We start from the raw sequence: 17,954 nt of genomic DNA, 5'->3' as shown, positions 1-17,954 counted from the left end.
ATGACGGCACTGGAAAAAGCTTTCGCGGACGCGGCCGCGGCCGGCATCACGCAGCAGAAGATCGAGATCGGCGGCCTGTCCGTCAACGTCGCGCGTTTCGGCAAGGGGCCGCCGCTGCTCCTGCTCCATGGCTGGCCGGAGTTCTGGCTGGTGTGGCGCCCGCTGATGCTGCGGCTAGGCGACAGTTTCGAGCTGATCGCGCCGGACCTGCGCGGCTGTGGCGACACCGGCAAGCCGGTGCCGGGACCTGACGCGTCCGCCACGGCGGAGCGCCACGCGCTGGACATGTTCGCGCTCATGGACGCGCTCGGTCACGACCGCTTCGGTGTGATCGGCGGCGACCTCGGCGCCTATGTCATGCAGGCGATGTCGCATCGTCAGCCGCGGCGGCTGACCGGCACGCTCTATCTCTGCACGCCCTATCCGGGCCTCGGCCAACGCTACGGCGAGCCCGGCCACCTGATCGAGGTCTGGTATCAATACTTCCAGCAGCTGCCATGGGCCGCGCAACTGGTCGAGAGCTCGCGCGAGTCATGCCGGCTCTACTTCCGCCATTTCCTCGACCATTGGTCGGGCGACAATCCCGCCGTATTCGGCGACCTGCTCGAAGCCTATGTCGATAACTTCATGAAGCCGGGCAACATCCAGGGTGGCTTCGACTGGTATCTCTCGTCCGCGCCCAATCGCCGGCTCTGGCTGGAAGGCAGACTGCCGGCACAGACGCGCATCGAAATCCCTTCGCGCTTTCTCTGGGGCCGGCGTGATCCGTTGATCTCGCCGGAATGGTCGGACCGGCTGGGGGACTACTGGAGCGAACCTTCGATCAGGTTCGTCGACACCGGGCATTATGTTCACGCCGAGGCGCCCGGGATCGTTGCCGAAGAAGCCCGCGGCTTCTTCGGCCGATTACGGACCGGTGCACGCACGCTTTAGCGGCCGGGACGCAGCTCCAGGCTCTCGAGGCCGGCGGCGATGTTGACGCCGACCTGGCCCTGCACGCTGAGCGGCTGCAGGGCGATCGTGTTGTCGGAGCCGCCGACCAGCACATTGCCGCCGACGCCGACGCCGAGCGTCGCGCTGCCCTGCGCGCCGGCGTAATTGCCGGAGAGCGCACCCGGCCCGAGCCGCTCCACCGGTGCATAGACGCCCCAGGCCAGCGCCGACTCCTGGGTGATGCCGAGATCGATGCCGACCTTCTGGATGGTCGCGATGTAGCGATCCTCAGGCAGGCCGTTGGCGCGCAGCACGCAACCGAGATGGGTCACGGAGCCGACGATGAAGCCGACGCTCGCGCCACCGCGGCATTCCAGGACGCCGACCTGCACGCGCTGGCTCGGCTGTTGGCCGTTGGCGCCAACGATTGCGGTCAGCGTGGCGATGGCGGCACCGGCAAGGAGAGTGAAGCGACGCATGTTGGAGAGTCTCCGGCTGAGGGGCATGACGCGAGCAGAGAACAGAACGGCGCCGTGTCTGCGGCGCCATTCGCATCCTATGCCACAACATCGATTGTGCAGCCAGAATTTGCGGTGCCCGGCCACCAATTGTTGCAGGATGTGGCGCTAATGCTTGCCCCGCGCGCCCTGCAGAAGCTGTCACGCAACAGACAACAAACGACAGACGGCAAAAAAGAGGCCCGCTTTCGCGGGCCTCCTTGATCGAACACCGACCGACTTAGTGGTGGTGATGATGACGGTGGTGACGATGATGCCGGCGCGGACCAGCGGTGCGGACCGGCTCGAGATCGATCCCGGCGATGCCGGCCGCAACGTTGAGGCCGGTCTGGCCCTGCACGCTGATCGGCTGCAGCGCATAGGCGTTGTTCGGCCCGCCGAACAGGAAGTTACCGCCGGCACCGAGGCCGACCGAAGCGTTGACGCCGACGCCGCCGTAGCTGCCGGCAAGCGCACCGCGCGGAAGCTGCGTGGTCGGCGCGCTCACGGCCCAGGCAAGCTGGGTCGTCGCGGTGACGCCGAGGTCGACGCCGATCCGCTTCACGGTCGCAACATAAGGCTCGGGACGGCGGCCGCCGCTCTGGAACACGCACTCAAGGCGGGCAACAGAGCCGACGACGAAGCCGACGTTCTCGCCGCCCTGGCATTGCAGAACCCCGGCCTGAACCTGCTCGGGTGCCGCGTTGGCGGTGGCGAACGGCGCCAGCAACGCAAGCGCTGCAAGGGTGAGAGTCGAAAGTCGCATTGATCTGTCTCCGCAAGGTGAACTGAATTTGTGCGGCGGACAGAATGCAAGGGTCGTGTCCAAAACAAGGCAGTTCGCAAAGAGGCCGTAAAAACTTCCAGCGTGTGGCATCGATGTTCGTGCACACACGCGTGAGATGAGCACGTTGTGATTTGACTCCGCGATTTTACCGACTACGCGACGTCGCTGCACAAACAGAAACGCTCCCGCACCAGGTGCGGGAGCGTTTCTTGGCTTCTCAGTTCAGAACCGATTACCGCAGATTACCGCAGAAGCGCTGGATGCGCTTGCAAGCATCCTCGAGATCCGAGGTCTTGGTAGCGTAGGAGATGCGGAACGCGGGTCCGAGACCGAACGCCGATCCCTGCACGACCGCGACGCCTTCGCTCTCGAGCAGCTCGGTGACGAACGCCTCGTCGTTGTCGATCACGTTGCCCGAGGGCGCCTTCTTGCCGATCGTGCCGGCGCAGGACGGATAGACGTAGAACGCGCCTTCCGGCCGCGGGCACTCGATGCCGTTCGCCTGGTTGAGCATCGACACCACGAGGTCGCGACGCTCCTTGAACACCTTGTTGTTCGCGGCGATGAAGTCCTGCGGACCGTTGAGCGCCTCGACCGACGCCCACTGCGCGATCGACGACGGGTTCGAGGTCGACTGCGACTGGATCGTCGCCATCGCCTTGATCAGCTGCGCCGGGCCGCCGGCATAGCCGATGCGCCAGCCGGTCATGCAGTAGGCCTTCGACACGCCGTTCACGGTCAGCGTGCGATCGTACAGGCTCGGCTCGACCTGCGCCGCGGTGGTGAAGACGAAGTCGTCATAGACGAGGTGCTCGTACATGTCGTCGGTCATCACCCAGACATGCGGATGCCTGACCAGCACGTCGGTGATCGCCTTGAGCTCGCTCCGAGTATAGGCCGAGCCGGTCGGGTTCGATGGCGAGCACAGGATCACCCACTTGGTCTTCGGCGTGATCGCCTTCTCGAGATCTTCCGGGCGCAGCTTGAAGCCGGTCGAGGCCGGGCAAACCACCGGCACCGACTCGCCGCCGGCTAGCGCGACCATCTCGGGATAGCTGACCCAATACGGCGCCGGGATGATCACCTCGTCGCCCGGATTGATGGTCGCCATCAGCGCATTGTAGAGCACCTGCTTGCCGCCGGTGCCGACGATGATCTGGTTCGGCTTGTAGCTCAGGCCGTTCTCGCGCGAGAACTTGTTGATGATGGCTTCCTTGAGCTCCGGAATGCCGCCGACATCGGTGTACTTGGTCTTGCCGGCCTCGATCGCGTGGATCGCAGCCAGCTTGATGTTGGCAGGCGTGTCGAAGTCAGGCTCGCCGGCGCCGAGGCCGATGACGTTGCGGCCCGCGGCTTTCAGCGCGCGTGCTTTGTCCGTGACCGCGATCGTCGCGGACGGCTTCACACGGTCGAGCGCAGCGGACAGGAAGGCCATTATCATCTCCTGGCAAACGTCGTGAGCCGTTCGGCCACGACTTGATTTGAATGGGATCGCGGCACCCTAGGCCTGTCGCCGCTGCATCGCAAGAAGCTTGGCGGTAAAGCACGAAAACTTTCCCGCATGGCTCGCAACATGCGCAATATTCCGCAAGTTCCGGCCCCGAATGACTCATATCCGGCAAGTCCGCTGATGGCAGCTCCAGCCTTGCCGGCAAGGCCTGCGGCCGCGTCCGCCGGCGCGGATTGCTCCGAGGACAATTGCCGTGCGGCGCTTGCCTGATGGTGCCGACGGCAGACGGTCCGTGCAGCCGCCGACGGGCACATCGCGCGATAGGGATGGCGCGTTAACGTTTGTGAATTGCCGCGCGCCGGCCAAGGTATCGACCACGGCATCGATGGCACCGACCGGCACCGTGCACAGCGTCGCGCAGCCGTGATCCGAGTTGTTCTGCCGTGTTGATGGAGTCGTTCTGCACGCGTGCAGTGCGGTAGACGTTTCGACTTTTTCCACGTTGCAGGGCTTGCGACGCACCCCTGTCGGCATCATTGTTTAGCGGCATTGCGGTGTGACAGGCCGCGCAATTTCAAAGCGTACCGTCTCCTTGCAGCCCGACTTCCTGATCGAGTGAACCCCGACGCAATGTACAAGCTCTATTCGATGCAGCGCTCCGGCAACAGCTACAAGGTCCGGCTGGCGCTTGCGGTGCTGAACACGCCCTACGAGGCGATCGAAATCGACATCCTGCGCGGCGAGAGCCGCACCCCGGACTTCCTGGCCAAGAATCCGAGCGGCCAGGTGCCGTTGCTCGAGGTTGCCGAAGGCCGCCATCTCGCCGAGTCCAACGCCATCCTCTGGTACGTCGCGATCGGCACGCCGCTGGCGCCGGAGTCGCGGATCGAGCGCGCCGAGGCGCTGCAATGGATGTTCTTCGAGCAGCACGCGCTGGAGCCGAATATCGGCGCCGCCTATTTCTGGCTGTCGCTGGTCAAGGGAGGGCGCGACCTGCAGACGCATGCGCTGGAGGACTGGATGGAGCGCGGCTATGCGGCGCTGCAGGTGATGGAAAATCACCTCAAGGGGCACGCCTTTTTCGCGGCCGAACAGTTCACCGTCGCCGACATCGCCCTCTACGGCTACACCCACGTCGCCGACCGCTGCGACTTCGACCTGGCGACCTTCCCGTCGATCCGCGCCTGGCTGAAACGGGTCGAGCAGACCCCCGGATTTGTCGCGATGGATTGGCAGCCTGGTGCCGGGGCCGAGCCCCAGGCCCGCCTTGTGGCAGGCGTTTGAACGACCGGGTCTGAATTCCGGGAATAGCGGGGAAACTGCCCAAATATCGGGCAAGACCCCCGCCGAGGCCGCATTTTCGCCGTTTTCGAGGGACCTCGCCGCCGCAATGTTGCCGGTGACGCTGGGCAGATTCGCTCGGATGTCGCGAGTGATTCGCTCGCGGCCTGAGGGATTTAGACCATGAAACGGTGGTCCGGCACGGCAGGCTTCCATGGCCGCCCTGCCCCAGTGGCATCATCCCGCCTGACCAACGCGATCGCCACGTCGCTCGCGCTTGGCGCACTGACGCTGTGGCTCGTCGTCGCGGTGACGCTGCTGGCGAGCAACATCAGCATGGCGACATCGATCCCGGCGTAATCCAGCAATTTCCAATTGGCACCTGATCCGCGGCAAGGCGCGGGAGAGACAGCGGCGCGACATGATGAAGACCCCCGTCGGACTTGTGACCGTGACGCTGTCGGCGGCGATCCTGCTTGCGGCCTCGCTCCTGATCGTGACCGGCACGCAGGGCGAAGACCGCGCGCACCCGGCGCACGTCACGACGCCTGCCGCCAAACCGGCCCCGCACCGCTAGACTAGCGCAAGCGCGCTAGCTCCATTTGTGGAAGATGAAGAACGCACCGGCGGCGATGAAGGCAAATCCGAGCGCGTGATTCCAGCCCAGCGGCTCCTTCAGATACAACACCGAGAAGCCGGCGAACACGACCAGCGTGATCACCTCCTGCATGGTCTTGAGCTGCGCCGCGCTATAGACCTCGCTGCCCCAGCGATTGGCCGGCACCGCCAGCCAGTATTCGAAGAAGGCGATGCCCCAGCTCACCATGATGACGATGGGGAGCGAATGATCCTTGAACTTGAGATGGCCGTACCAGGCGAAGGTCATGAAGACGTTCGAGGCAAACAGCATCAGGATCGGCAGCAGCGAAGGCGAAATGGCGGGCATCGATGTCCTCTTTCAAGCAAAGCACGCGGTAACCCGCAGGCCCGGAACCGGGTTCCATGCCGATCTGCATATCATTTGATTTGAAAGCAGCGAAAGCTGGTTCTGCTCGCGCAAGGCCGGCTTAACGGTCGGGGCGGAAATCCTGGCACCGTTGCGGAGCTGTCGTCAAACTACCGCTTTATCGTTTGTTTGACAGACAGCGAGAACGCGCATGCGGTTTGATTGGCGTGCAATTTCAGGTCCGGCCCTGACGGCGATCACGGCGCTTGCCGCGTTCCTGATCGACCGTCTCCTTGTCCCCGTCCCCAATCCGGCGCCGCTGTTCGTCTGCATCGTGGCGCTCGCCAGTTCAATCAGCGGCATCAGCTCCGGGCTGATCTCCGCGGCAATCGCGGTGGCCGCCTCGGCGCTGTTCTTCCTCGATCATCGCGCGCTGCCCGGCTACGACGCCGCCGACGTCGCGCGGATGCTGATGCTGGCCGCGACCGCGGCCGGCACCGCCCTGATCACCGGAATGCTGCGGCAGAAATGGATCGACGCCTTTGCCGCGGACCAGCAGCATCACGCCACCTCGGAGCGGCTCGCCGCCGCGCTCGACCAGGTCGACATCGGCATCGTGCTGCTCGACGCCGACACCCGCGCCGAATTCATCAACCGCGCTTTCCGCGAATATTTCGCGCTCTCAGACGCGCAGGCCGACAGCAAGCCGCCGTTCGTCGCACTGATGTATCATGGCCGCGACACCGGCGCCTACGAATTGCCGGAAGACGAGCTGAGCGCGTTCATCGCCGAGCGCATCGCGATGATGCGATCAGGCGATTCCACGCCGATCAACCTCAATCTCGCCGACGGCCAAGTGCTGCGCTTCAGCTGCACGGCGCTGCCCGACGGCGGTCGCATGCTGAGCTATACGCCCGTGACCGACCTTGTGCGGCACACCGACGATCCGGCGAAGGCCGACGAATATCGCGCGCAGCGCGCCGGGCGCGAACGCCATCTGGCGCGGCTGCTGCGCGCCGCCGAATGAGGCGCGACCACCTCCGCAATTGATCCCGCGAGATAGCGACGGTAGAACTTTCGCGAGCGATGCGCAGACATCGTGCAACGCGGGATCATCCAAGGTTCGCTCATGTCCGACGACGTCACCATCCGCTTCGTCACGCGCGACGATTACGCCCAGTGGCTCCCTCTATGGGACGGCTACAACGCCTTCTATGAACGGTCAGGACCGACCGCGCTCGCGCCCGAGATCACCGCGATGACGTGGCAGCGCTTCTTCGATGCCTACGAGCCGGTGCATGCGCTGGTCGCCGACGCCGGCGGCACGCTGCTCGGGCTGACGCATTATCTGTTTCACCGCTCGACCACGGCGATCGCGCCCACCTGCTATCTGCAGGATCTCTTCACCAGTGAGGCCGCGCGCGGCAAGGGCGTCGGCCGCGCCTTGATCAACGGCGTCTACGCGCAGGCGAAACTCGTCGGATCGCCGCGCGTCTACTGGCAGACGCATGAGACCAACCACACCGCGATGCAGCTTTATGACAAGGTCGCGGACAAGCCCGGCTTCGTCATCTATCGCAAGATCATCTGAGCGCGCCTGCGCGGCCTGTGGATTGAATGGAGATGTCACCGGCGCGTTACAAAGCCCGGCTAGGCTTCCGCTTGCGTAAGATCAGGCCCCCCGTCTCAGATCTTCGCCCCGAGCGGTCCCCGTCAGTCGCCGCGTCTGACCGGGACCGCTTTTTTTGTGACATTGCCGTCCGTGATAGGTGCCATGCGTGATCGGCGGTAGGGCGGCACCTTGCCGCCCCTCGGCGTGCTTGTCACAATGCACGGCATCCCTCGCCTATCCCACAGGATTGTCTCATGGAAATTCGTAATCTCGGCGGCTCCGGCCTGCGCGTGTCCGCGGTCGGCATCGGCTGCAACAATTTCGGCCAGCGCACCGATCTGGAAACCTCGCGCAAGGTGATCCACAAGGCGATCGATCTCGGCATCACCCTGTTCGACACCGCCGACATCTATGCGGGCATGGGCGGCTCGGAGACCGTGCTCGGCACCGTGCTGGGCGATCGCCGCAAGGACATCGTGCTCGCCACGAAATTCTCCAAGCCAATGGCGACCGACGGCACCAGGCAGGGCGCCTCGCGGCGCTACATCATGTCCGCGGTCGAAGCGAGCCTCACCCGCCTGAAGACCGACTACATCGATCTCTACCAGCAGCACGATTATGATCCGCTGACCCCGATCGACGAGACGCTGCGCGCGCTCGACGATCTCGTGCGCCAGGGCAAGGTGCGCTACATCGGCAACTCGAACTTCCCAGCGTGGCGGATCGCAGAGGCAGAATACGTTGCGCGCGAGCTGAACGTGAACCGCTTCGTGTCCTGCCAGGACGAATACAGCCTCGTGGTGCGCGGCATAGAGAAGGACCTCTTGCCCGCCGCGCAGCAATACAATCTTGGCCTGCTGCCGTTCTTCCCGCTCGCGAGCGGTCTTCTGGCCGGCAAGTACCAGCGCGGTGCCGCCGCTCCCGCCGACACCCGTTTCGCCAAGGCGCCGGCCTTGAAGGACCGCTACGTCACACCACGCAACGAGGACATCGTCGAGCAGCTGCAGGCCTTTGCACAGGAGCGCGGCCACAGCATGCTCGAGCTCGCCTTCTCCTGGCTCGCCGCCCGCCCGCAAGTCGCAAGCGTCATCGCCGGCGCGACGCGCGTCGAACAGGTCGAGCAGAACGTCAAGGCGATCAGCTGGAAGCTGAGTGCGGAGGAGATGGCGGAGATCGATCGGATTACGAAGGGGTAATTACTTGCGTCGTCCCGGCGAAGGCCGGGACCCATAACCACAAGTGTGCGGTTATGGCATGCTGTGGCTCCAGCGTATTCCAACAATCGAGTTCGGTGGCAATGGGTCCCGGCCTTCGCCGGGACGACACCGAGTATGTGATCGCCGCTAGGCCACCAGCCCCTTCATCGGCTTCACCGGGGCGCTGTCCGGGAACACGGCATCGGCCAGCACGCGCTCGCCGAGGCCGAACTGGTCGTGCAGCACGCCCTTGATCACGGCGCGCAGGTCGGTGGTCGGGGCGAGGTCGCGGGCCTGGTAGAGATTGGCCGGCTTCAGGCCCGGCCAGTCGGTGATCATCCGGCCGCCGTTCACCGCACCGCCGGCGAGCAGCGCGATCGTGCCGGTGCCGTGGTCGGTGCCCTCGGTGCCGTTGATGGGCGCGGTGCGGCCGAACTCGGTGGCGACCACGATCACGGTGTCGCGCCAGCGCGCACCTAAGCCGCTCTGAAATTCCGCCAGCGCGCCGTCGAGACCGCCAAGCAACTGCGCAAGCCGGCCGACCGGCCCGCCTTCATTGGCATGGGTGTCCCAGCCGTCGAAGGCCAGCGCACCGATCCGCGGGCCGTCATCCGCCGCCATCAATTTGGCGGCGCCGCGCGCCACCAGCCGCATCGCCGCGACGCCGCCACCGCCGGGCTGCGGCTTCATCTCGTTGCCCTGCGCCTGCTTCTCGAGCTGCAAGCCTTGCGTCAGCGCGCTCGCCAGCGTCGGATCGCGGTGCTGGTAGAGATCGAGCAGCCGCATCGCGGTGTCGTCGGCGGCCTGCGGCAACGCGGTCGGCGCCCAGCCGACGGTCGGCGCTGCGCCGCGCAACACCAGCGGTGTGGTCGGACCGACGGCAAGCGCGCTCGTCACCCGCTCACCCCTTGGCAAGGCTTCGAGCGCGCGGTTGAGCCAGCCCGACTGCACCCGGCCGGGCCCGGGGAAGCCACTCTCCAGCACATCCTGGCCATCAAAATGCGAGCGATCGCGATAGGAGGTCGCAACCGCATGAACCACCGCGGCCTGCTTGGCGCGATACATCCGCGCGAGTTCCGGCATCGCCGGATGCAGGCCGAAGAAGGGATCGAGCATCACGGCCGCGTTCGGTCCGTCGGCTTTCAGCGCGATCGCGCCGTGCAGGCCGGCGTAATCGGGGTCGCCGACCGGCGCCACGGTGGCAAGGCCATCGAGCGCGCCGCGCAGGATGATGGTGACGAAGCGCGGATCGCGGCCATCGGCCGCGCGCGCGAATTTCGGCAGATAGGCCCAGGCGGCAAAGGAGGCGCCGCCGAGCAGCAGCGCGCGACGCGACGTCGCCTGCAGCATCAAGCTCTCGGAGCAATCCATGGTCATCTCCTCTGGAATTCCGGCGACATCAGCAGCAGTGCCAGCGCCTGCTGCCGCGATTCCGCGCGCTCGATGGTGCGCCGCGTCTCGACCGAAGCGGCATCCGCCGCAATCAGCTCGAGCAGGTCACGCGGGTCGAACCGGTCGGCCAGTTGCGAGGCAAGCTGCGCCGAGATGTCGAGCCTGAGCTTGATGCCCTCAGGCGCGGCCCATGCCGCCGCGGTATCCGGAAAGCCGTTCGGCCCGGCCGGCGACCACAGCGGTTGGCCGAGCACGTTGAGACCGTTGAGGTAGCGGCCCGGATCCTCCGGATTGCGTGCCAGCAGCCGGCCGGAGGCGAGCAGGAATTCATAAGGCGAGCGCATCTTCGTCAACGGCGCCTGCCACGCCTCGTTCGACTGAACGAGCGCGGTGGCCAGCGCCCTGAGATCGCCGTCGGTCCTGGTGAAGGAGTCCTGCAGCTTCGCCACCAGCGCCGGCGGCGGATCGTCGGCGACGAAGTGACGGGCAAATTTGGTCGCGATGAATTTCGCGGTCGAGGGATGCCGAGCGATATCTGATAGCACAGCCTCGCCCTGTGCGAGGCCGGCCTGCGCGTAGGTCTTGCCCAGCACCTGCTGCGGCCCGGGCTGGTGCGCATTGGCATTGAACACGAAGCTGCCGGGCGCACCTAGCTGGCCCCGGCGGCCGGCAAAGGTCCAGCCGGTGATGACCCGTGCCAGCGCCGTGACGTCGTCCTGGGTGTAGCCGCTGCCGACGCCGAGCGTATGCAGCTCCATGATCTCGCGCGCCAGATTCTCGTTGAGGCCGCGGCTGCGATTGATGCCGGCACGTGACTCCGGCCCGAGCGATTGCTGGTTGTCGAGGAAGAACAGCATCGCCGGATGCTGCTCGACAGTTTTCAGCATGTCGCCGAAGCGGCCGAGCACATGGGGGCGGATCGCCTCGCGTTCGAACGAGCCGGCCCACATCCGCGCCAGCGCGCCCTTGTTGGCGGAGATGCAGAAGTGGTTGGACCAGAACACCACGAGCCGCTCGACGAAACCACAATCGGCGACCACGCCGCGTTGCAACCGCGCCAGCGCCTCGGCGCGGAACGTCTTCTGAATGATGTTGAGCGGTTGCGCCGGCGGCTTGGGCGGACCGGCCACCGTCTGCATCGTCGGAGGCTGCATCGTCGCGGACGGCGTCATTGCCGCATTGGCGCTGTCTGCGGCCTGCGGCTGCATCGCCGGATCCTTGCCTGCGATCTCCTTGGCGGCGGTCGATAGCGACAGATTGCGCCGCTGCTGCGGCTTCGCGTCCGGCCCCTGCGGCGGCGTCTCGCTCGCGCCTTGCTGCGCGGCTTTCGCGGCATTGCGCGCCTGCTGGATCTCGAACTGATAGTCGAACACCTGCTTGCCGAGCTCCGGCGTCGAGAGCAGGCCCGGCACTTAGAGCAGCGCGCCGTTCGGACGCGCCAGTTCCGCCAGCACGAAACCGCGCGGATCGGAGGCCGCGTTGATGAAGTCGCCGGCCGCCCCGCCGCGGGCGCCAAATCCAAACCGGTTGAGAGCAATCAGCGCGGCTTGCGAATCACGGGCCATCAGAATTCCCTTAACGGCCTATCCCGGCTATATGTGTTGCCCGGCATCATGCGCGGTCCGGGATGAACCCGAGATTAATTCGCGCATTAAATCGCGGTTAGAATGGACCTCACGTCACACGATCGTTCCGAACCAGTTGCTCCGCGCCGGCTTGCCTGCACGGCATGCGGCAGCGAATTCTCCTGCTCGCTCACGGGATCGTGCTGGTGTTCCGACGAAAGCTTTCGCCTGCCGATGCCGACCGACAGCAGCGACTGCCTCTGCCCCGCATGCTTGCGGAAGCTGGCGGAACAGCAGACAGCGGCGAGCACCACGTGAACGCACCCTGGACCGTCGACGCCGTCCTGCTGGACATGGACGGCACGCTGCTGGACACCGAGAAAGTCTACTTCGACAGCCTGGTCGCGGCGCTGAATGCATGCGGCTACGCCGACGGCGTCGTCGCGCTGTGCCATTCCATGGTCGGACTTCCCGGCCCGGTCTGTGAAGCGATGCTGCGCGATCATTACGGCGCGGCGTTCCCGCTCGCCGAGGTCAATCGCGCCTTCATCGTCACCCGCGATCGCATGTTTGACGCCGGCCTGCCGCTCAAGCCCGGCACGATCGCACTGCTCGACGGTCTTGCCGTCGCCGACCGCCGGACCGCGATCGTGACCTCGTCATCGCGCCGCACGGCCGAACGCCATCTCGCGCTCGCCGGAATCCGCGACCGCTTCGACACGCTGCTGACGCTCGACGACGTGACCCACGGCAAGCCGGATCCGGAGCTCTATCTGAAGGCGGCCGCGCGGCTCGACGTGACGCCGGCGGCCTGCATCGCGGTGGAGGATTCCAACCACGGCGTCGCCGCGGCCCACGCCGCCGGCGCCATCACGCTGATGGTGCCGGATATGGCGCCGCCGACCGAAGCGACGCGCGCGAAATGCGCAGCCGTGCTGCCGGACCTCAACGCCGTGCTGGCGCTGCTGCAGGAGCGTGGCGCGCTCTAACCGTCTTTGCGAGCGAAGCGAAGCAATCCATGTCACCACAAGTGGAGGCATGGATTGCTTCGTCGCTTCAGCGCGAAATTGCTCCGCAATTTTGTCGCGAGCTCCTCGCAATGACAGAGGCCGATCGGCCAAAGTGTGTACTCATAAAGGTTCGCTCCTGGGGATGAAGCGGATGCCAGTCGGCTCGGCCGCCACCGACCCCTTTGACCCATAGCGGAAGTGAAACGTATAACGCCCGACGGTTGTGGCGTTGGATGGCTTCAGTTAGAATGCAATCTATGGACGAGCGCCCGTATCTTCCCAACTACAATCCAGATTTTTGTCTCAAGGTCGCAAAATGGGCAGCCGCTACCTGCGTTGCGTGGCTCGTTTGCGCCCTGCTCATTCTGATGTTCGTTGACCCAAGCCGTGGCGGCTGCCCGGGATGGATCATTCACTCCAGAAACGGTAACGCCACATCTTTGTGGGTCTTGGTAGGGATGTTGACGGCGTTTCCAACAATCTGGATTTGTTGGATTGTTTTTCGGTGGGACCATTTTTCTCAGAAGATTTACGATAGTGCCAAACCCACCTATTACGGGTCATTCCCCAATGCCCTACCCAAGAAACTGTACGACCGATACAGGCCAGATCCCGTCAGCTTCCCACATAACCAAGTCTTTGTAGTCGTATGCGTGGGATGGAGCCTGTTTAGCACGGCCTCCCTGTGGTTGATGCTCGCCAACTGTACGAGCTTGCCCCGCTATTTGGGATATTGATGACCAAAACTGATCGGAGTGACCGTGCACGTTACCTCTGGGTTTAGTGCGCTCGTTGTCACGGAGTTCGCCTATTGGCCCCAATGCCGACGCGCACTCCGGCCGGATTCCATGTCGCCTTTTTGAGAACTAAGCAAACGCGACCCTAGCCCCGTTTGCGCCCCGGCTTCGCCAGCGCCATCTCGATCAGCGTGCGCGCGGCCTGGCCGGCCGTCTCCATGTAGCTCGCGTCGCGATGCAGCAGCACCACGGCGAATGATCCATCCAGCAGCAGCAGGATCTGCCGCGCCAGCTTGAGGGGGTCGGCGATGCCCTGCTCCACGAAGGTCGCGCGCAGCCAGTCCTCGAACATCTTCTTGTGCGCGGCGCCGATCCGGATCGCGGGATGCCCGGGCATGTTGGCGAGCTCGGCCGAGGTGCGCAGGAAGCCGCAGCCCTTCCATTTCGGATGCCGCGCCGAGCGTGCGAGGTTCTTGAAGATCGCCTCGACCTTCACCGGCAGCGCGCCATCGGCCTCCGCGAACCATTTTCGGAACAGCGCGAGATTGGGCTGGTCGCGCGCGGCGAGATAGGCGGCGACGAGGTCGTCCTTGCTCTTGAAGTGATAATACAGCGTGCGTTTGGTGAGGCCGGCCTTGGCGGCCACCTCGTCGACGCTGACGCGGCGGATGCCTTCACTGTAGAACAGCGAATTCGCCGCCTGGACGATGCGCTCGCGGGTGGGTTCGGAGGGTCGGGGCATCCCTCGTATGTATACTCACCAGTGAATATACACAAGGTCCAGGAGCCTCTAGGTTCGGCGCCACGAACACCCATGCCGGAGACTCACGATGCCCGACCCCATCCTGCTCGCCATCCACGACGGGATCGCCCTGATCACCCTGAATCGCCCCGCGCAGCTCAACGCGCTCAATTACCAGCTGATCGATCAGCTGATGGCGGCGCTCGACCGCATCGAGGGCGACGCCGGCGTGCGGGCCGCGATCCTGACCGGCGCCGGCGAGCGCGCCTTCTCGGCGGGCGCCGACATCAAGGAATTTTCGGAAAGCGTCAAGCAAGGCGCCGCCGCGGTCGCAGTGCGCGACTTCGTCCGCCGCGGCCAGGCCATGACCGCGCGGCTCGAAGCGTTCAAGAAGCCGGTCATCGCCGCGATCAACGGGCTCGCCTTCGGCGGCGGCTGCGAGATCACTGAGGCGGTGCATCTCGCCATCGCCAGCGACCGCGCGCTGTTCGCAAAACCCGAGATCAAGCTCGGCATGCCCCCGACCTTCGGCGGCACCCAGCGGCTGCCGCGGCTGGCGGGACGCAAGCGCGCCCTCGAGCTGCTGCTGGCTGGCGATCCGTTCCCGCCCGAGCACGCACGCGAGATCGGGCTGATCAACCGGATTGTGCCACACGATCAATTGCTGGCCGCCGCGCGCGAGCTCGCCGGCCGCATCACCAGGCATTCGCCCGGTGCCGTCGCCGGCACCATCACCGCGGTGACGCGCGGGCTCAACATGTCGATTGCCGAGGGCCTGCTGGTCGAGAGCGAGCAGTTCGCCGCGCTGGTGCCGAGCCGCGACCTCGCCGAGGGGCTCGCGGCGTGGAAGGAGCGGCGGCCGGCGAAGTATGCCGGGGCGTAGCCCTCGCTCGCTCCGCGTCGTCATTGCGAGGAGCGAAGCGACGAAGCAATCCATCCATCCGTTAGGCCGGAGAGATGGATTGCTTCGCTTCGCTCGCAATGACGGTGGATAGCCCTACCGCACCACCGCCGCGGTCTGCCCGAACAGCAGCTTGCGCTCTTCCTCGGTGCGGATCGCGGGCTGGCCGAAATTCGGGTTGACCTCCTTCGCCTTGGCATAGGCGCGCTCGGTCGCCGGGCGCTTGCCGATCGTCTCCAGCCAGCGCTTCAGATGCGGGAAATCGTCGATCTCCTGGCCCTGGTTCTTGTAGGGCACGACCCAGGGATAGCTCGCCATGTCGGCGATCGAATAGTCGCCGGCGATGAATTCGCGGTCGGCGAGCCGCTTGTTGAGCACGCCGTAGAGCCGGTTGGTCTCGTTGACATAGCGGTCGATCGCGTAAGGCAGCTTCTCGACAGCATAGTTGCGGAAGTGATGGTTCTGCCCGGCCATCGGCCCGAGCCCGCCCATCTGCCAGAAGGTCCACTGGATCGCGTCATAGCGGCCGTAGAGATCCGCAGGCAGAAATTTTCCGGTCTTCTCGGCGAGATAGAGCAGGATCGCACCGGATTCGAACAGAGAGATCGGCTTGCCGCCGCCCTTCGGCGCGTGATCGACGATGGCCGGAATGCGGTTGTTCGGCGCGACCTGCAGGAAATCGGGCTTGAACTGATCGCCCTTGCCGATGTTCACCGGGAAAACCTTGTATTCCAATCCGGTCTCTTCGAGGAACATCGTGATCTTGTGGCCGTTCGGCGTGGACCAGTAGTGGAGATCGATCATGGGCGTGATCCTGCATTTCCGGGGATTGCTGACGCATCACGAGAAAGATGCGAATGCATGAAGTTGCGCGCATAACCGCACCCGAGTCAATGGCGCGCGCATTGCACCGCGCGCGAATGTGATCTGCAAACGACGCAAGCGCGCGATTGAGCTGCGCCCCGATAGCACCTAGGCTCCGCACGGTTCGCATTGAAGAATTTTCAAAACTTGGGGGATAATAATGACACGGGATTTGGCACGACGTGATTTCCTGAAAGGCTCGGCGGCGATCGCCGGCGCCGCCGCCGCGGGCGCATTCTCCTGCGTCGAGATCGCGAGCGCCGCACCGATCGAGGTGCCGACCGTCGACAAGCTGTCGATCCGCGTGCTGGTCGATTCCAGCTTCGACGTCTTCTTCAAGCTGAAACAGGCTAACGGCGTCTCGATCGCGCCGGCGGCGCGCAGCGCCGACTTCCGCAAATCGCTGCACAATGAATGGGGCCTGTCGCTGTGGCTGGAATCGGAAGCCAAGGGCGCGCAGCGTACGCTGATGCTCGACTATGGCTACACGCCGGAAGTGCTGCTCAACAACATGGCGCTGGTCGGCGTCGATCCGGCGAAGATCGACGCGCTGATCGTGAGCCACGGGCATTACGACCATTTCGGCGGCCTCAACGGCTTCCTCGACAAATTCCGCGACAGACTGCCGGCCGACGTGAAGCTCTATGCCGGCGGCGAGGACAATTTCTGCCACCGCGTCAGCGCGACGCCGACCAAGGGCCAGTTCACCGATTTCGGCACGCTGGACCGCCGCCAGCTCGCGGCGCAACGCGTCACCACGGTGCTGTGCGAGACCCCGACCGTGATCGCAGGCCACGCCTTCACGACCGGCAAGATCACCCGCCGCAGCATCGAGCGCGTGCTGCCGCAGACCTGGGTCGAGTTCGGCATGAAGGACGGGCTCGGCTGCAACGCCAGCCACTATCTGCCGGCCGAGCTGGACGGCAAGATCGTGCCCGACGAGCACATCCACGAGCACGCCACCTGCTTCAACGTGCGGGACTTCGGCCTGGTCGTGATCTCGTCCTGCGGCCATGTCGGCATCGTCAATTCGGTGAAGCAGGCGCAGGAGGTCTCCGGCATCCAGAAGGTGCACGCAATCGTCGGCGGCTTCCATCTCGGGCCGGCGCCGAAGGACTACCTCACCGAGGTCGTCGCCGAGATCAAGAAGCTCGATCCCGACGTGGTGGTCCCGATGCATTGCTCCGGCCTCAACTTCGTCCAGGAGGCGACCGCGCAGATGGGCGACAAGGTGCTGGTCACGACCACCGGCAGCCGCCTCTCCTTCGGCATATGATCGCGCCGCTCCTGCGGGGCTTCGCATGCGCCGGCGCCGGCCTCTTGCTGACGCTGGCGTCAGCACTGGCCGGCGATGCGCCGGCGCAATCGGCGCGCTCGGCCGCCGAAATCATGGACATCCTGATGTGGAACCGGGAGCCGGTCGGCGGCCCGTTCGCGCTGACCGACCAGACCGGGCATGTCCGCACCGACAGCGATTTCCGCGGCCGGCTGATGCTGGTCTATTTCGGCTTCACCTATTGCCCCGACGTCTGCCCGACCGATCTGCAGGCAATCGGACTGGCGCTCGACAAGCTCGGCCCTGACGGCGATCAGGTGCAACCGATCTTCATCACGGTCGATCCCGAGCGCGACACCGCGGCCCACCTCGCGGAGTACTTGCCGCTGTTTCACCCGCGGCTGGTCGGGCTGACCGGCAGCTTTGATGCGATCCGCAAGGTCGCCGATGCCTACAAGGTGTACTACGCGAGGGTGCCGCTGAAGGACGCCGGCGACTACACCGTCGATCACACCGCCTACATCTATTTGATGGACCGCGACGGCAACTATCTCGGCTTCTTTCCGCCGGGCACATCGGCCGACCGCATGGTCGAGATCATCCGGCCACGGCTCGCCGAGCCGGCGCGCTAGTGCTGCAACGGGACTGCCCTCCCTCTCCCGCTTGCGGGGGAGGGTCGGGGTGGGGGCTCTCCCCACGAGTCACATCGTGGAGAGAACCCCCACCCGGATTGCATCTGCGATGCAATCCGACCTCCCCCGCAAG

At 65.1% G+C, this 17,954-nt stretch carries 20 protein-coding genes; 11 read left to right on the top strand and 9 right to left on the bottom strand.

Annotated elements, in window-relative coordinates:
• Positions 1 to 933, top strand: coding sequence for an alpha/beta fold hydrolase (locus tag HU230_RS00295; RefSeq protein ID WP_176533480.1), 933 nt, complete (start codon positions 1 to 3; stop codon positions 931 to 933).
• Here HU230_RS00295 and HU230_RS00290 read toward each other — a convergent pair.
• From HU230_RS00290 to HU230_RS00280, 3 genes are all read right to left on the bottom strand, one after another.
• Entirely contained in the window at positions 930 to 1,412 is a 483-nt protein-coding gene (locus tag HU230_RS00290) for a DUF992 domain-containing protein (RefSeq protein ID WP_176533481.1), read from the bottom strand. The two genes, HU230_RS00295 and HU230_RS00290, sit on opposite strands and share 4 nt — an antisense overlap.
• Positions 1,413 to 1,671: 259 nt before the next feature.
• Entirely contained in the window at positions 1,672 to 2,196 is a 525-nt protein-coding gene (locus tag HU230_RS00285) for a DUF992 domain-containing protein (protein ID WP_176533482.1), read from the bottom strand.
• Between the two features lie 253 nt (positions 2,197 to 2,449).
• Positions 2,450 to 3,652 (bottom strand): pyridoxal phosphate-dependent aminotransferase, encoded by a 1,203-nt coding sequence (locus tag HU230_RS00280; RefSeq protein ID WP_176533483.1) that lies wholly within the window; start codon positions 3,650 to 3,652, stop codon positions 2,450 to 2,452.
• A 645-nt stretch (positions 3,653 to 4,297) separates the two neighbouring features.
• Here HU230_RS00280 and HU230_RS00275 point away from each other — a divergent pair.
• From HU230_RS00275 to HU230_RS00265, 3 genes are all read left to right on the top strand, one after another.
• Positions 4,298 to 4,951: a glutathione S-transferase family protein gene (locus HU230_RS00275; protein WP_176533484.1), complete on the top strand. Its 654-nt coding sequence runs from the start codon at positions 4,298 to 4,300 to the stop codon at positions 4,949 to 4,951.
• A gap of 180 nt (positions 4,952 to 5,131) precedes the next feature.
• A complete protein-coding gene (locus tag HU230_RS00270; protein WP_176533485.1) occupies positions 5,132 to 5,308 on the top strand; it encodes a hypothetical protein in 177 nt (58 codons plus the stop codon).
• A 61-nt stretch (positions 5,309 to 5,369) separates the two neighbouring features.
• Positions 5,370 to 5,525 (top strand): hypothetical protein, encoded by a 156-nt coding sequence (locus HU230_RS00265; RefSeq protein ID WP_176533486.1) that lies wholly within the window; start codon positions 5,370 to 5,372, stop codon positions 5,523 to 5,525.
• Between the two features lie 15 nt (positions 5,526 to 5,540).
• Here the strand turns inward: HU230_RS00265 and HU230_RS00260 are convergent, their stop codons facing one another.
• Positions 5,541 to 5,894: a DMT family protein gene (locus HU230_RS00260; protein ID WP_097673131.1), complete on the bottom strand. Its 354-nt coding sequence runs from the start codon at positions 5,892 to 5,894 to the stop codon at positions 5,541 to 5,543.
• A gap of 211 nt (positions 5,895 to 6,105) precedes the next feature.
• Between HU230_RS00260 and HU230_RS00255 the strand changes: the two genes are divergently transcribed.
• From HU230_RS00255 to HU230_RS00245, 3 genes are all read left to right on the top strand, one after another.
• Positions 6,106 to 6,921 (top strand): PAS domain-containing protein, encoded by an 816-nt coding sequence (locus HU230_RS00255; RefSeq protein ID WP_176533487.1) that lies wholly within the window; start codon positions 6,106 to 6,108, stop codon positions 6,919 to 6,921.
• Between the two features lie 102 nt (positions 6,922 to 7,023).
• Positions 7,024 to 7,485 (top strand): GNAT family N-acetyltransferase, encoded by a 462-nt coding sequence (locus HU230_RS00250; RefSeq protein WP_176533488.1) that lies wholly within the window; start codon positions 7,024 to 7,026, stop codon positions 7,483 to 7,485.
• A 275-nt stretch (positions 7,486 to 7,760) separates the two neighbouring features.
• A complete protein-coding gene (locus HU230_RS00245; protein ID WP_176533489.1) occupies positions 7,761 to 8,702 on the top strand; it encodes an aldo/keto reductase in 942 nt (313 codons plus the stop codon).
• Between the two features lie 147 nt (positions 8,703 to 8,849).
• Here HU230_RS00245 and HU230_RS00240 read toward each other — a convergent pair whose 3' ends face one another.
• The 3 genes from HU230_RS00240 to HU230_RS44005 are packed head-to-tail and all read right to left on the bottom strand — an operon-like array spanning position 8,850 to position 11,659.
• Positions 8,850 to 10,079, bottom strand: coding sequence for a DUF1501 domain-containing protein (locus HU230_RS00240; protein ID WP_176533490.1), 1,230 nt, complete (start codon positions 10,077 to 10,079; stop codon positions 8,850 to 8,852).
• Positions 10,076 to 11,506 (bottom strand): DUF1800 domain-containing protein, encoded by a 1,431-nt coding sequence (locus tag HU230_RS00235; protein ID WP_420840827.1) that lies wholly within the window; start codon positions 11,504 to 11,506, stop codon positions 10,076 to 10,078. Before HU230_RS00235 ends, HU230_RS00240 begins: the two co-directional genes overlap by 4 nt.
• Complete coding sequence (locus HU230_RS44005) at positions 11,507 to 11,659, bottom strand: hypothetical protein (RefSeq protein WP_420840826.1); 153 nt, start codon at positions 11,657 to 11,659, stop codon at positions 11,507 to 11,509.
• A 314-nt stretch (positions 11,660 to 11,973) separates the two neighbouring features.
• Between HU230_RS44005 and HU230_RS00225 the strand changes: the two genes are divergently transcribed.
• Positions 11,974 to 12,648, top strand: a complete 675-nt coding sequence (locus tag HU230_RS00225) for an HAD family hydrolase (protein WP_176533491.1) — start codon at positions 11,974 to 11,976, stop codon at positions 12,646 to 12,648.
• A gap of 903 nt (positions 12,649 to 13,551) precedes the next feature.
• Here HU230_RS00225 and HU230_RS00220 read toward each other — a convergent pair.
• Positions 13,552 to 14,148, bottom strand: a complete 597-nt coding sequence (locus HU230_RS00220) for a TetR/AcrR family transcriptional regulator (RefSeq protein ID WP_176533492.1) — start codon at positions 14,146 to 14,148, stop codon at positions 13,552 to 13,554.
• 88 nt (positions 14,149 to 14,236) lie between these two features.
• On the opposite strand from HU230_RS00220, the gene HU230_RS00215 reads away from it, so the two are divergent.
• Complete coding sequence (locus tag HU230_RS00215) at positions 14,237 to 15,031, top strand: crotonase/enoyl-CoA hydratase family protein (protein ID WP_176533493.1); 795 nt, start codon at positions 14,237 to 14,239, stop codon at positions 15,029 to 15,031.
• 114 nt (positions 15,032 to 15,145) lie between these two features.
• On the opposite strand, the gene HU230_RS00210 is transcribed toward HU230_RS00215, so the two are convergent.
• Entirely contained in the window at positions 15,146 to 15,853 is a 708-nt protein-coding gene (locus HU230_RS00210; protein ID WP_176533494.1) for a glutathione S-transferase N-terminal domain-containing protein, read from the bottom strand.
• 220 nt (positions 15,854 to 16,073) lie between these two features.
• Here HU230_RS00210 and HU230_RS00205 point away from each other — a divergent pair, with 220 nt between their 5' ends.
• Positions 16,074 to 17,189 carry an MBL fold metallo-hydrolase gene (locus HU230_RS00205; protein WP_176533495.1) on the top strand — a complete coding sequence of 372 codons (1,116 nt, stop codon included), beginning with the start codon at positions 16,074 to 16,076 and terminating at the stop codon, positions 17,187 to 17,189.
• Positions 17,186 to 17,821, top strand: a complete 636-nt coding sequence (locus tag HU230_RS00200; RefSeq protein WP_176533496.1) for an SCO family protein — start codon at positions 17,186 to 17,188, stop codon at positions 17,819 to 17,821. Before HU230_RS00205 ends, HU230_RS00200 begins: the two co-directional genes overlap by 4 nt.
• Positions 17,822 to 17,954: the final 133 nt, after the last annotated feature.

Origin of the sequence: Bradyrhizobium quebecense, assembly GCF_013373795.3 — a bacterium.
Taxonomy (GTDB): domain Bacteria; phylum Pseudomonadota; class Alphaproteobacteria; order Rhizobiales; family Xanthobacteraceae; genus Bradyrhizobium; species Bradyrhizobium quebecense.
The sequence above is the reverse complement of the archived record's forward strand: the minus strand, read 5'-3'. Positions and strand labels throughout refer to the sequence as shown.